General features: G+C 43.3%; 13 protein-coding genes. 5 read left to right on the plus strand and 8 right to left on the minus strand.

From position 1 onward, the window contains the following. Positions 1–7: 7 nt before the first annotated feature. A complete protein-coding gene (locus tag HWQ58_RS18780; protein ID WP_292865747.1) occupies positions 8–4,276 on the plus strand; it encodes an NB-ARC domain-containing protein in 4,269 nt (1,422 codons plus the stop codon). A 376-nt stretch (positions 4,277–4,652) separates the two neighbouring features. Here the strand turns inward: HWQ58_RS18780 and HWQ58_RS18785 are convergent, their stop codons facing one another. The 6 genes from HWQ58_RS18785 to HWQ58_RS18810 form a co-directional block, all read right to left on the minus strand. Further along, positions 4,653–5,555, minus strand: a complete 903-nt coding sequence (locus HWQ58_RS18785; protein ID WP_292865750.1) for an MBL fold metallo-hydrolase — start codon at positions 5,553–5,555, stop codon at positions 4,653–4,655. A gap of 11 nt (positions 5,556–5,566) precedes the next feature. Further along, a complete protein-coding gene (panD, locus tag HWQ58_RS18790) occupies positions 5,567–5,950 on the minus strand; it encodes an aspartate 1-decarboxylase (RefSeq protein ID WP_292729447.1) in 384 nt (127 codons plus the stop codon). A 113-nt stretch (positions 5,951–6,063) separates the two neighbouring features. Continuing rightward, entirely contained in the window at positions 6,064–6,576 is a 513-nt protein-coding gene (locus tag HWQ58_RS18795; RefSeq protein WP_292774781.1) for an inorganic diphosphatase, read from the minus strand. A 520-nt stretch (positions 6,577–7,096) separates the two neighbouring features. Further along, positions 7,097–7,282 (minus strand): hypothetical protein, encoded by a 186-nt coding sequence (locus HWQ58_RS18800; RefSeq protein WP_094349221.1) that lies wholly within the window; start codon positions 7,280–7,282, stop codon positions 7,097–7,099. A 1,100-nt stretch (positions 7,283–8,382) separates the two neighbouring features. Then, complete coding sequence (locus HWQ58_RS18805) at positions 8,383–9,354, minus strand: DUF362 domain-containing protein (RefSeq protein WP_292865753.1); 972 nt, start codon at positions 9,352–9,354, stop codon at positions 8,383–8,385. A gap of 140 nt (positions 9,355–9,494) precedes the next feature. Next, positions 9,495–10,916 (minus strand): aspartate ammonia-lyase, encoded by a 1,422-nt coding sequence (locus tag HWQ58_RS18810; RefSeq protein WP_292865756.1) that lies wholly within the window; start codon positions 10,914–10,916, stop codon positions 9,495–9,497. A 191-nt stretch (positions 10,917–11,107) separates the two neighbouring features. Between HWQ58_RS18810 and pgsA the strand changes: the two genes are divergently transcribed. From pgsA to HWQ58_RS18830, 4 genes are all read left to right on the plus strand, one after another. Next, positions 11,108–11,626 (plus strand): CDP-diacylglycerol--glycerol-3-phosphate 3-phosphatidyltransferase, encoded by a 519-nt coding sequence (gene pgsA / locus HWQ58_RS18815; RefSeq protein WP_292865759.1) that lies wholly within the window; start codon positions 11,108–11,110, stop codon positions 11,624–11,626. An 88-nt stretch (positions 11,627–11,714) separates the two neighbouring features. Next, complete coding sequence (locus HWQ58_RS18820; RefSeq protein WP_292865762.1) at positions 11,715–11,942, plus strand: type II toxin-antitoxin system HicA family toxin; 228 nt, start codon at positions 11,715–11,717, stop codon at positions 11,940–11,942. Then, on the plus strand, positions 11,939–12,163 hold the full coding sequence (locus HWQ58_RS18825) for a type II toxin-antitoxin system HicB family antitoxin (RefSeq protein ID WP_292865765.1): 225 nt from the start codon (positions 11,939–11,941) through the stop codon (positions 12,161–12,163). The genes HWQ58_RS18820 and HWQ58_RS18825 overlap by 4 nt, the downstream gene beginning before the upstream one ends. A 27-nt stretch (positions 12,164–12,190) precedes the next feature. Next, positions 12,191–12,433 carry a CDP-alcohol phosphatidyltransferase family protein gene (locus tag HWQ58_RS18830; protein ID WP_366838220.1) on the plus strand — a complete coding sequence of 81 codons (243 nt, stop codon included), beginning with the start codon at positions 12,191–12,193 and terminating at the stop codon, positions 12,431–12,433. 93 nt (positions 12,434–12,526) lie between these two features. Here the strand turns inward: HWQ58_RS18830 and HWQ58_RS18835 are convergent, their stop codons facing one another. Continuing rightward, complete coding sequence (locus HWQ58_RS18835; protein ID WP_292865768.1) at positions 12,527–12,793, minus strand: hypothetical protein; 267 nt, start codon at positions 12,791–12,793, stop codon at positions 12,527–12,529. After that, on the minus strand, positions 12,790–13,518 hold the full coding sequence (locus tag HWQ58_RS18840; RefSeq protein ID WP_292865771.1) for a hypothetical protein: 729 nt from the start codon (positions 13,516–13,518) through the stop codon (positions 12,790–12,792). The genes HWQ58_RS18835 and HWQ58_RS18840 overlap by 4 nt, the downstream gene beginning before the upstream one ends. Positions 13,519–13,900 lie beyond the last annotated feature (382 nt).

A 13,900-nucleotide genomic window follows, 5' to 3' on the forward strand; every position in this document is an offset into this window, starting at 1 on the left:
GGTAAAGTTGGAAAAACCTTTTCAAGCACCACCCTTGCCAGCTTATTATGTAGACCGTCCCGAATACAGCCAAGACCTAAAAACCCGTCTGCTTACAGAGTCGAATGATGTCCGTACTTTGGTAGTGACTGCTATTCACGGCTTAGGTTCTATAGGCAAATCGACCTTAGCTGCTGCTTTGGCACATGAGGTAGAAGTACAAACTCACTTTTGTCATGGTATTCTCTGGGCAACTTTAGGTCAACAGCCTAATCTTCTATCCTTGCTTAGTGGCTGGGTACAGGCATTGGGGGACTACAACTTTAAAGCCACATGCGTTGAAGCAGCTTCCAATCAACTGCGTACACTGCTGTATGACAAAGCTGTGCTGCTAGTAGTAGATGATGCTTGGAATCCAGAGGATGCACAAGCATTTAATGTTGGTGGAGCGCGTTGTCAAGTTTTGGTAACAACCCGCGAAGCAGGAATCGCCCAGGTTCTCGGAGCCAGCAAATATTCTCTGGATGTGATGCAGCCATCCCAAGCTATGGAACTGCTGACCAAGAAATTAGGACGTAACCTCACTGACATAGAAACTCGGTCGGCTGAAGTTTTAGCGAAAGAGCTTGGTTACTTGCCATTGGCACTGGAACTAGCAGCTGCTCAAGTTGCTGGTGGTATTTCTTGGACAGTTCTTGTGCAGGATATGCAAAAAGAGGTAGCCCGTTTAAGAACAGTCGATGATAAAGCAGCCAGAGATGCGGCGGATGAAGCTTGCTTAAAAAGACTCAGTTTAACTGCTTCATTAAATTTGAGCATACAGCGATTGTCAGATGATACGCGAGAAAATTACATCTGGCTGGGAATATTACCGGAGGATCTAACTATTACTGGGCAAATGGCTGTAACGCTGTGGGATATGGATGATGAGCGCGATGCAGCTGATGAGTTGGGCTACTTGCACTCAAAAGCACTGTTATTGTCTGGTGTCCCTTTGGTAGATGGAACACCAACCTATCGTTTACATGACTTATTCAGCGATTTAGCACGCAATCTATTAACTTCTCCTCCAACACCTAAGCGTCGAGGTGATTTACCAGGGCTAGGTATAACTCTTACTCATGCTCATGCCACCTTTGTGGAGAAATACCGACAAAAAAACCAAGATGGTTTGTGGCATACCCTTCCATCGGACGGTTATATCCACCAGCATCTAGTATGGCATTTGGAAAAAGCTGAAAAGGTAGAAGAAATTCACGAATTATTGCGTGAAGAGTCAAAAACAGGAGCTAATGGTTGGTATGAAGCGTGCGAGCGCTTGGGACAAACTGCCAACTTTGTCACTGATGTTGCACGTGCTTGGCAATTGGTAGAAGACTCCTGGACTGAAGCAACCCTGCCTCAAGTTATTGGGTTGCAGTGCCGCTATGCTTTGATTATTGCATCCCTTAATAGTCTATCAGCTAATTTACCAGTAGAATTGCTTCTGGCGTTGATACAAAAAAATGTGTGGACTCCTGAGCAAGGACTTGCTTACGTGCTACAAAGCTCGAATCCAGCACAGAAAGCAAACTTGCTTACACAGCTAGCCAATCATTTGCCACCAAACCTAAAAGAATTAGGACTCTTGAAAGCACTGGCGGCTGCTAGGGAGATTCAGCCTGAGTGGGAGCGCGCCCAAGTTCTAAGTAGATTGGCAGAAAAACTGCCAGAATTGTTACCTGAGGCACTGGCGGCTGCTAAGGAGATTCAGGATGAGAGACATCGCGCCGATGCCTTAAGTAGATTGGCAGAAAAACTGCCAGAATTGTTACCTGAGGCACTGGCAGCTGCTAGGGAGATTCAGCCTGGGTGGGAGCGCGCCCAAGTTCTAAGTAGATTGGCAGAAAAACTGCCAGAACTGTTACCTGAGGCACTGACGGCTACTAGGGAGATTCGGGATGAGTGGAATCGCATCACTGCCCTAAAAAGTTTGGCTGATAAATTGCCACCTGATTTGTTAAGCGAGGCACTGGCGGCTGTTAGGGAGTTTCAGGATGAGAGATATCGCGCCGAGGCTCTAGGGGGGTTGGCTGAGAAACTGCCAGAACTGTTACCAGAAGCACTGGCGGCTGCTAGGGAGATTCAGGATGACTTTGCTCGCGCCAATGTCCTAAGAAGTTTGGCTGATAAATTGCCACCTGATTTGTTAAGCGAGGTACTGGCGGCTGCTAGAGAGCTTCGGTATGAGTCGGCACACGCCGATGTCCTAAGTAGATTGGCAGAAAAGCTGCCAGAACTGTTACCAAAGGCACTGGCAGCTGCTAGGGAGATTCGGGATGAGGGATTGCGCGCCCAGGCTCTTAAGGGTTTGCCTGATAAATTGCCACCTGATTTGTTAAGCGAGGCACTGGCGGCTGCTAGGGAGATTCAGGATGAAAGATATCGCGCCGATGTTCTAAGAAGTTTGGCTGATAAATTGCCACCTGATTTGTTAAGCGAGGCACTGGCGGCTGCTAGGGAGATTCAGGATGAAAGATATCGCGCCGATGTTCTAAGAAGTTTGGCTGATAAATTGCCACCTGATTTGTTAAGCGAGGCACTGGCGGCTGCTAGGGAGATTCAGTCTGAGTCAGAGCGCGCCGATGTCCTAAGTAGATTGGCAGAAAAGCTGCCAGAACTGTTACCAGAGGCACTGGCGGCTGCTAGGGAGATTCAGTCTGAGTCAGAGCGCGCCGATGTCCTAAGTAGATTGGCAGAAAAGCTGCCAGAACTGTTACCAGAGGCACTGGCGGCTGCTAGGGAGATTCAGTCTGAGTCAGAGCGCGCCGATGTCCTAAGTAGATTGGCAGAAAAGCTGCCAGAACTGTTACCAGAGGCACTGGCGGCTGCTAGGGAGATTCAGTCTGAGTCAGAGCGCACCAATGTCCTAAGTAGATTGACTGATAAATTGCCACCTGATTTGTTAAGCGAGGTACTGGCGGCTGCTAGAGAAATTCGGGATGAGTTGGAGCGCGCCAATGCTCTGTGTCTTCTGGCAGAGAAACTGTCAGAATTGTTACCAGAAGCACTGGCGGCGGCTAGGAAGATTCAGGATAACAATGCTCGTGCCAATGCCCTAAGTCTTTTGGCTAAGAAACTGCCAGAACTGTTACCTGAGGTACTGACGGCTGCTAGGAAGATTCAGGATAACAATGCTCGCGCCAATGCCCTAAGTCTTTTGGCTAAGAAACTGCCAACTGATTTGTTAAGCGAGGCACTGACGGCTGCTAGGGAGATTCAGGATGACTTTGCTCGCGCCAATGCCCTAAGTAGTTTGGCTGAAAAACTGCCAACTGATTTGTTAGGCGAGGCACTGACGGCTGCTAGGGAAATTCAGCCAGAATGGATACGCGCCTTTGCCCTAAAAAGTTTGGCTGAAAAACTGCCAGAACTGTTACCTGAGGCACTGACGGCTGCTAGGGAGATTCAGTCTGAGTTAGGGCGCGCCAATGCCCTAAGAAGTTGGGCTGAGAAACTGCCAGAACTGTTACCTGAGGCACTGGCAGCTGCTAGGGAGATTCAGCATGACTATGGTCGCGCCTTTGCCCTGGGTCTTTTGGTTGAGAAACTGCCAGAATTGTCACTAGAGGCACTGGCGGCTACTAGGAAGGTTCTGATTGAGTTAAATCGCGCCTTCGTCCTGAGTATTTTTGCTGATAAACTGCCACCTGAGTCGTTACCAGAGGCGCTGGCGGTTGCTAGGGAGATTCAGTTTGAGTTAGGGCGCGCCCAGGCTCTAAGTAGTTTGGCTGATAAACTGCCACCTGATTTATTATCAGAGGCACTGACGGTTGCTAGGGAGATTCAGTCTGAGTTTTGTCGCGCCATTGCCCTAAGTAGTTTGGCTGATAAATTGCCAACTGATTTGTTAAGCGAGGCATTGGCTGCTGCTAGGGAGATTCAGTCTGAGTCGGAGCGCGCCAAAGTTCTAAGTAGTTTGGCGACTCTATTGCCAGAATTGTTACCAGAGGCACTGGCGGTTGCTAGGGAGATTCAGCCTGAGTCGGAGCGCGCTAAAGTTCTAAGTAGTTTGACAGAAAAACTGCCATCTGACTTGTTAAGCAAGGCACTGGCAGCTGCTAGGGAGATTCAGGATAAGGAACATCGCGCCAATGCCCTAAGTAGTTTAGCTGATAAACTTTCACAAATACAGAAAACTCGACTTTTTGCTTCCTGGCGAGATACCCTTCACATCTTATCTGTTCACACTCGCCCAAACTTACTTAGTGATATGAACGCATTAACTCCTGTGATATTTACTTTAGGTGGTCGATAAGCAGTAAAAAATACAGCTTTTGCCATCCAAGATGTATCACGGTGGTGGGGTTAAAGAAGAACATCTTTAGTAAGAAATCCTATTCCACGTATGAGCCATTACGTGTAATTAGTGACTATATATATTGATATAACGTTGAGCTTTTTTAGGATTGAGCTGATATCTGTATAATTTGGGTTTAGTTTGTACAGAGTAGAGTATATACTCTGAAAAAAAAGCCTGCCTGATCTCAGAAAAACAGATAAAACGGCTCTTTTATAAAGGCTGCCAATCACTTGTAGTAAAGGTTTAGGGCTACCAGTGCTGCGAAACTTCCTTCCCTAGTCAGAGCTATGACCCTAAACATAACTTAGGCGATCGCTATAACGACTCTAAATCACTTACCAACAGCTAATACTAGACCTTCATGGGCTAATATTGCTTGAGGAAAAGCAGATTTAATATCGACTTGAACCTGGTCAAGAAAATCATCATGGTCATCTGGGTGATGATGAGAAATAGCTAGCCGTTGAACGCCAGCACTCAGAGCTGCATTCACCGCAGCTTGCCAGAGTAAATCCGCAGAGTCATGGTTGTGAGACGTGGGGGGAGTGTAAGTGGCATTGGCAATCAGTAAGTCAACGCCTTGAATGAACTGTAAAATCCGCTCTCGCTCCACTTGATCGGCATTCTGGTGCAAATCTGTGATGTAAGCAACACTATACTCTTGCCAACTAACTCGGTAGCCAACTGACCGCTGAGTTTGATTAATTAATGCAGTTGTAATGGTAACATCATCTAACTTTACGTCACTTTCTGGGGTCAGATTGTAAAATTGCAATTCTGACTGCATTACCTGTAAAGGGTAAGGAAAGTGCGGCTGGAGCATCTGATCGTACAGACATTGTTTGATTGAGGCTCCATTTGAGGCAGCTGTGCCGTAAATATGGAAGCAATTTTCCCCAATAAATGCGGGAGCAAAAAAGGGAAACCCTTGAATTCGGTTTGATTGGCAGTTAGTAAAAAATAAATGGGCTTCTAGTGGCTGTTGCACTTCTTGCCAAGTTTTACCCAGTATACGTAAGCCAGTACCACCATCAAAAATCAAGCGTTTCCCAGCTACATGTATTTCGACACAAGCGGTATTACCACCATAACGATTGGTGTTGCTACTGGGAGTGGGAATCAAACCTCTGACACCCCAGAATTGCACGATAAATTCACCTGCTGGGCTACTGGGCAGGGTAGATGACTTTTCTCTTATGTAGCTCTGGGAATCCGACAACTCAAAATTTGACATTTTCCTTGAAATTAGACCTTACTGAGCAGGTCATCGTAGCGCCGCACTTCTAACAGCCTGTTTTTTTCGTCCACAATGACTACCGTAGGAGAGTAACTTTTTAACTCTTCTGGAGTGAACTGCCCGTAAGTCATTATAATCAAGCGATCGCCAATAATGCCTAGACGTGCCGCACCTCCATTTAGCTCAATTATTCCTGAATGAGCTAAAGCGGGGATCGCATAAGTAATAAAGCGCTGACCGTTGGCACTATTAACTACTTGCACCTGCTCATAAGGTAAGATACCAGCTTTTTCCAAAAGGATTTCATCAATGCTGATACTACCCACGTAGTTGATATTTGCCCCCGTAAGGGTGCAGTTATGAATTTTTGCCAAAAGGAGAGTACGCTGCATTCTGGTTTGGGTTTGGTGGCAGTTTTTGCGATCCGTAAAAAGCGAAAGTAATTAGAGTGAGGAGTTAGGAATAAAAATTCATAACTCTTAACTCCTAACTCCTAACTTCTCTATTATCCTCTATAAGCTTTGACGGATTTTTCTACTAAAGCTGCAACCTTGTCTACATCTTGCCAACCGAGAATTTCAGTCACCTTTTTTTCCAAATTTTTATAACTACGGAAAAATTCAGCAATTTCATCTAAGCGGTGTGGCGCTAAGTCTTTCAGGGATTTTACTTGAGTGTAGCGCGGATCTTTGTCAGGAACACAAAGGATTTTTTCATCGCGATCGCCACCGTCAATCATCTCCAAGAAGCCAATCGGTCGCGCAGCAATAACGCAGCCGGGAAAGGTCGGCTCGTCAATTATGACCATACCATCTAGGGGATCGCCATCATCAGCCAAAGTATTGGGTACAAAGCCGTAGTCATAAGGATATTGTACCGAGGAATAAAGTACTCGGTCTAGAGCAAAAGCTTCTAGTTCCTTGTCGTATTCGTATTTATTTTTACTTCCGCCAGTAATTTCAATCAGAACGTTGATTAGACCCGGTTTTGGTTGGGCAGGAATACGAGATAAGTCCACAAAAAACTCCTCTGATAACAGTGAATCACGGGGGCACTCAGTCAGCTTCGCTCCCCGTGTAGAATTTTAGGGCAATATGGATCTCTTCCCAAGGTATTTGTTCTACGGCATAGGGGACTGGGGACACTTCTCTTCTTAGGCTGCGCCAACGACAAGCGGTAGTTGAGCGCAGTCGAAACTCAGTGCATCACTGGGGATAGGGGACTGGGGAAGAAACTTTTAGCTGTAACCTATAACCTGTAACCTATTCCCTTGAATTAGCCAAAAAATAGAAAAAGCGTTACGAGCAAACTTCGCAACGCTTTTTCCAAGAGGGTATTATAGATATCCTCCGCCTTTAATTGCTGTTAGAGGGATTTTTGTCCTAACTGGAGTTTAGACAACTGAAATCTGGAGTCACACAATCCAGATTTAGCTTATTCTTGACGAACTACACCCACATCTACAGAGATTGTCTACAAAATCAGCGTTCTGCTTTTTTGTAGATATCCTCATGAGGAAATGCGACTGGGAAGCTCGATCAATCTTGATTTCCTTGTATGTTTTGGATCAGTGGTTGCTGGTTATTTTGAACATTAGTTGAAGAATAGTGGGCGATGACAAATACGGGTAGGGTAAGAGTCAACAGAGCGATCGCAGTTCCCACAATGTCTGCCAAACGTTGGGAATATGTATCGGCATTGGCAGACTGGCTATTTGAATTCATATAAAATTGAAGTTCTTCGTAACACTGTCTAGGTTTACACTCTGAGTGAGAGTATTAATGCTATTTTAGCTATTTTTAAACTGTAAAATGTGTAGCATTCTACAATCTAAACCAGTTATACAACTGTCATAGTAGCCTTTTTATACATAGACTTCTTAATACAAAGTTACAAGTAAACAAATCATGTTTTATTTTGTAATTAATATTTTCAGATGTTTCCCTGTATGCTGTAACGGTTCGCATACGCAAAGCCAACTTTGACAGCATCATAAACAACATTTTTTCGCTGCTTAAAGATTAATTAGCAAAATGTATTTGTCCGATACTTCATGATTATAACATCCTAAAATGCCTTTGATAAGGTCATTTTACTGAAATTGCTAATTTGTGATACAGGACACAAAACCGCAATTGCACTGATAGATATTCAGTGCTTTTGATTGTTATATGGTAGTTATACACAAAAATATTTGACACCAGAGAAGAAATAGGCAGGAATGATTTTTGTAACTAATGATAACTACTGAATAAATACAGATAGATCAACTGTATAAGGCAGAATGGATTCAGTGATATCACTAAACAAATATTTAATAATTTCAATTTTGTAATTTATGTGATATCACAGCACTTTTGTCAATCTATATAAAGGTAGAGTAAAAAAAGTTTTAGAAGGTGGCGTAGACATTTAGTGAGTTATTACCAAACTTTCCTCGATATCTGAACAAAATACTTAATCTCAATTTCCAGATCCTAAATCCGTATAGCTTTTTGGATAAATTAAAATCTAAGACGAAAAATTGTATAACAAATTAATCAGCTAAAAAAACCGCCACTAAATATAATAGGGCGGTCTGGTTAAGCAATCGGAGGGTAATTACAGATTACTCTGCTAATAAATGAAATTGCTGTAACGATGTTTGCACTAAATTGGGCATTGGGCATTGGGCATGAAGAAGAGACAAGGTAGATAAGGAAGAGGGGGGAGATAAGGGAGAGGAGGGGAGATAAGGGAGATATAGGAATTTGTTTCTTACCTCCTTGTCCCCCTTGTCCCCTTTGTCTCCCTTGTCTCCCCTGCTTCTTCATCTCCCCACTTCCTACTCCCTTCCATAAACACTGATTGGTTCCTTGATAAATCGGGTGTAAAGATGCTTAAACGTAGACTTAATTACGCGGGGCATACCAAAATCAATGGGCATTAACTTGTCTGGTAGCCGCCAATCTTCTATTTTTAATAAATCAGGATTTAAATGCGGAAACTCTATGGCAGCAAGTTCTGGACAAACTCCTAGCCTTTGAGAAGCTGCAACTGTGGGCACTTGTTCAGGAGAAACATTGAGGATTTCTACCATTGCCCGATCTAAGGCAAATATATCTGATGCGGCTGCTAAAATGCCCAGTTGGCGAGGTTCCCCGTTGCTGGGGCCATTACCTTCATGACCGATGATACCATCTAATATGGTTAAGTCAGGGTTAATCGCTCTGGCAGTTTCTACTAACATTTCACCAAATCTATTTGCATCTTTTCCCGCTTCCATGTGCCACCAAGCTTTCATTTTGCCGGGGACACAACCAAACAGGTTTTTTACGCCCAGTGTTAATGTCAACTGGGCGTGTGATTTCACTTTCGGTAGGTTAATCACTACATCTGCTTCCATTGCTTCTTTAGACAGTCGCAGATGGTTAAAATTGTCACTGACGGTTTGGTAACGCTGACCGTGAAAATCAATGATAGGAAGATTGAGTTCTTCTAAAATAGGCAGATAGCCATTTGCTATTGCTACGCCCTTGGCACTGCCAAAAGCAGGACTATCGCCCAAAAATGGCTTACCGCCAACCTCAATTACCATTTGGGCAACTTTATAAACTAGTTCGGCACGGGTGATACACTCTTTACCAGGACGCGATCCTGTAAGTAGATTCGGTTTGAGTAAAACGCGATCGCCTTTTTTCACAAACGCTGCCATTCCTCCAAAAGGTTCCAGGAGAATCACTAAAGATTCCCGTAAAGCCTCTTTTTCATAGGATGTAGCCCGAATGAGACTGACAGATGATTTTTGAGTCTGCATGGTATTGATAGGGAGATGAGGGGGATGAGGGGGATGAGGGAGACTATGAAAATAACCTATGCCCAATGCCCCATGACGGCAGTTGCTCCACTTGGGGAAACCCCAAGACCGCACTGCCTCCCCCATGCCCTACTAACCTATTATTCTGTCTTCAGGGGCAAGATACCACTCATTTGTTCTAGATTTAACACTGTGGCTAAGTCGGCTTCAGTCATTAATCCTTGTTCTAGGACGATTTGCCGTAGGGATTTACCAGTTTCTAAAGATTCTTTGGCGACAGCTGCGGCATTTAGATAACCGATGTGGGTATTTAGTGCGGTTACTAAAGCTAAACTGCCTTCGGCATAATCTAAACAACGTTCCTGATTAGCAGTAATTCCGCCAATGCAGCGTTCGGTGAGTGCGGCGATGGTATTGCCGAGAATTTCGATACTGTGAATTAGGTTATAGGCAATCAGCGGCATCATCACATTTAGTTCTAATTGTCCGGCTTGTGCGGCTAAAGCGATCGCACTGTCGTAACCCATTACCTGAAAACACACCATTGATGTCATCTCTGCCATGACTGGGTTATATTTCCCTGGCATAATCGAGGAACCGGGTTGCACTGGAGGCAGTTGAATTTCTTTCAAGCCTGTTTTTGGCCCTGAATCCATCAGCCGTAAATCATGAGATATTTTGGCTAAATCCTGGGCTAAATTCCGCAAAGCACCGGAAACATTCACAAATGGCGCCATACTCTGCATAGCTGCCATGAGATGGGGTGCAGGTTCTAAAGGAGTATCAAGCAATTCTGAGAGAACTTCTACTACACGAGCGCGATACAGAGGATGAGTATTTAATCCTGTTCCGGCTGCACTACCTCCTAAACCCAGCACCATTAAATCCCCAGAGGCGGTATAAATCCGGTTTTGGTGTTCTGTAAGAATTTGCGCCCAAGCCCGAAAATTCTCACCCAAACGCACGGGTACAGCGTCTTGTAAGTGGGTTCTGCCAGATTTGACGATATCTTGAAATTCTACAGCTTTGTTTTCTAAGGATGCGATCGCACCATCTATTGCTGGATGTAATGTTTTAGATAATGCCAATAAACCACCAATACGAATTGCCGTAGGAATCACATCATTGGTAGACTGTCCATAATTAACGTGGTCGTTGGGACTAACACGTTTGTAATTGCCCTTTTCTTCACCGAGTATTTCTAAGGCGCGATTTGCGAGAACTTCGTTGACATTCATGTGGTGGGATGTTCCAGCACCCGCCTGATAAACATCCACAACAAATTGCTCACGGAACTTGCCAGCTAAGATTTCATCAGTTGCTTGCACAATCGCCTGACTAATATCTTGGGGAATACAATTTAGTTCTCCATTCACTATTGCTGTAGCTTTTTTAATTATCAATCCAGCATCTACGTAAGTAGCTAAAGGCTTGATGCCACTAATAGGGAAATTTTCGATCGCCCGTTGTGTTTGAATGCCGTAATAAACGCTACTAGCAATTTGGCGATCGCCCATCGAATCGCGTTCGATGCGGAATTCGGAGTCTGTGTGTTCAGTCATAGTATTGTTTTAGGAGAGCTACAGAAAACAGATTTTCCCACGCTTAGGGAGAAAGTGGGGAGACAAAGAGAAGTTGTAGTAAGTTTGTCCCCTCCGCCCTCTTCCTGATAACAGGGCAACTAAATTTATTTATGGGGATTAAAAATTATTGAATTTTGAATGCGTGAATTTTGAATTTGGAGCGAAGCGACGTGACTCTACCCAACTGGATTACCTTCTCTCGCCTTCTAGGTGTACCATTTCTGCTTTATGGCTTGTACAATCCCACACCTCAAGCTAGGTGGATATATTTAGCGATTTTTATCGTTGCGGCGTTAACTGATTGGTTAGATGGCTATTTGGCGCGAAAACTCAACCAAATTAGTGAGTTGGGTAAGTTTCTTGACCCCTTAGTAGATAAATTTCTGGTACTTGCGCCATTGATGGTTTTTATTGAACTAGGAAAAGTGCCGGCTTGGGGAGTGTTTTTGATTTTAGCGCGGGAATTAGCGATCGCTGGTTGGCGAGTAAATCAAACGACAATTACCGGGGCAAATATTTGGGGTAAACTCAAAACCGTTAGTCAAATTGTAGCGATCGCACTTCTAATTGCACCCCTACCTGAAGTGTGGCAAACTTCCTCTGTGATCGCTTTTTGGATTTCTGTTGCCTTGACTTTAATATCTGGGGGTATTTATCTTTTGCCGCAAAAAGTTAGCACTGCTGATTGAAAACATCTACTGTCTCGTCCCTGTCGGTCTAAGATTTCTCCTGATAATCATGACAAAATATTTGTAGCTACGTCAGAAATTTATAACAGTGCCCAAAAAAATTAGGGAACTAAAAGCAATACTCTTAAAAGCTGGATTCACTTATAGAAGCGGCAAAGGCAGTCATACAGTATGGAGTCATCCTTTGCTACTTTATAGCCTCACTTTATCTGGCAAAGACGGAGCAGATGCAGATCGTTATCAGGAAAAAGATGTTAGAAATGCGCTTATAGAAATAAAACAACTAGAGGAAGAAGAAAAAGGAGAACAGGAATGAAACCACAATATAGTATTGTAATTCAGTGGTCAATGGAAGATAAAAAGTACATTGTCAGCCTACCTGAGTTTGGCCCCTATGCACACACTCATGGAAATACCTACGCTGATGCTCTTAATAATGGTGAGGAAGTACTAGAACTTTTGATTGAAGATTACCAAGCACAAGGAAAACTACTACCAGACCCTTTAACTGCCAACGTTTCCTTTCGGTTTGTTTAATCGTCACCCTAATTATTCGCAGTTACAATTAACTTTACTCGCCAACCAGCGATTGCGGGTTGGCGAGTAAATCAAACGACAATTACCAAGGCGAACATTTGGGGCAAACTCAAAACTATTAGTCAAATAGTAGCAATCGCACTTCTAATTGCACCCCTACCTGAAGTGTGGCAAACTTCCTCTGTGATCGCTTTTTGGATTTCTGTCGCCTTGACTTTAATATCTGGGGGTATTTATCTTTTGCCGCAAAAAGTTAGCATTACTGATTGAAAACATTTTCTGAGCAGTCCATTTTTTTGTAGTACGTAAAATACTATAAAAATGCGATCGCGCTGTGCCAGTTGCGTAAGTCCTAGCTAATTATCAATTATTATCGTTTGGAAAACGACGGATTACTTTACCTACACTTAAGGTAGCTACAAATGCTAATAGAGCTAATTCAGTTCTAGATTCGGGAACTGCAATTGCATCTTTAGTGAAATACAAAAATCTTGGCTTTTTCAAACCCCCACTACCTGCGGGAACAAATACATCGATAAATGCTCCTGTTTTACCGTTATAGCGCAAGACATTATTAGTTAATATGCTACCGACATACAGGTTCCCATCAGAGCCAAAAGTTTGTTTCACAGCACAGGTCCAGAAAGACCACCGCTATTACTAGTAACAAAAAAATCAATAAATTCTCCTGTTTTGCCGTTATAGCGTGCTATATCGTTAGTCTTAAAATCAGCAACGTAGAGATTGCCGTCTGGTCCAAAAGTTAAGCTTCCTGGTATAGATCCTGGTTTGCTTTGGGTAAAGTTATCAATGAAAGCTCCTGTTTTACCGTCATAACGCTTGATAGTACCAGTGATAGCACTGTTGAGATATATATTATCATCTGATCCAAAGGTCAAACTAAATGGTGCAGCAGGATCTATTTCGTCAGATGAGATAAAAGTGTCTATAAAAGTTCCAGTCTTGCCGTCATAACGCAGAATGGCATTAGTGGTACCGTTCACCGTTCCAGCAACATAGAGGTTGCCATCAGGCCCAAAAGCCAAATCTTGAGGAAGTTTTAATCCACCACTATTTTTAGGAACAAAACTATCAATAAAATCTCCATTTTTTCCGTTATATCGTTCTATACTACTACCCGCGAAATTGCTGAGATAATAATTTTGATCTGAACCAACAGCAAAACCCACTGTTACGTTTAATCCACCGCTACCAGAAGGTATGAATGTATCAATAAATTTCCCAGTTTCATCATCATATCGCAAAACTGAGTTGTCATTTCTGTTACCCACTAGAAGCGCTGCATTCGCTTGTGGAGCTACCCACCATAACAATGCGAGGGTTAGTAATGGCATACTTAATTTGGAAATCTTCAATAGCTTCATATTGGTAGCATTAGAAAAATGATTGTTCATGTTACCATCTTTTGATGCCAACTTATCCACCTTTAATTGCTCTGCTTATATATTGACAATAAGTCACTTTAATATTGACTAAAAGATAAGCACTAAAAATTATCTATCACCAGCGCTCAATGCTTTCATAATCTATAAGGCTAAAATCAGCCTAGTACAACAGGGCGTAAATAAACATACCATTCAAAATGACGCGAAAGCCCAGACTACAATACCTGAAGGGGTGACAAAGAAGCTAAAAAGCAGATTGGATAAGGAACATAGCACGCAGACCCTTCTGAAAATAGGGTAATTTATTGGGCTTTAAACGCATAAGCTCATG

The sequence above is a fragment of the Nostoc sp. LPT genome, from assembly GCF_017115165.1.
Classification (GTDB): domain Bacteria; phylum Cyanobacteriota; class Cyanobacteriia; order Cyanobacteriales; family Nostocaceae; genus Nostoc.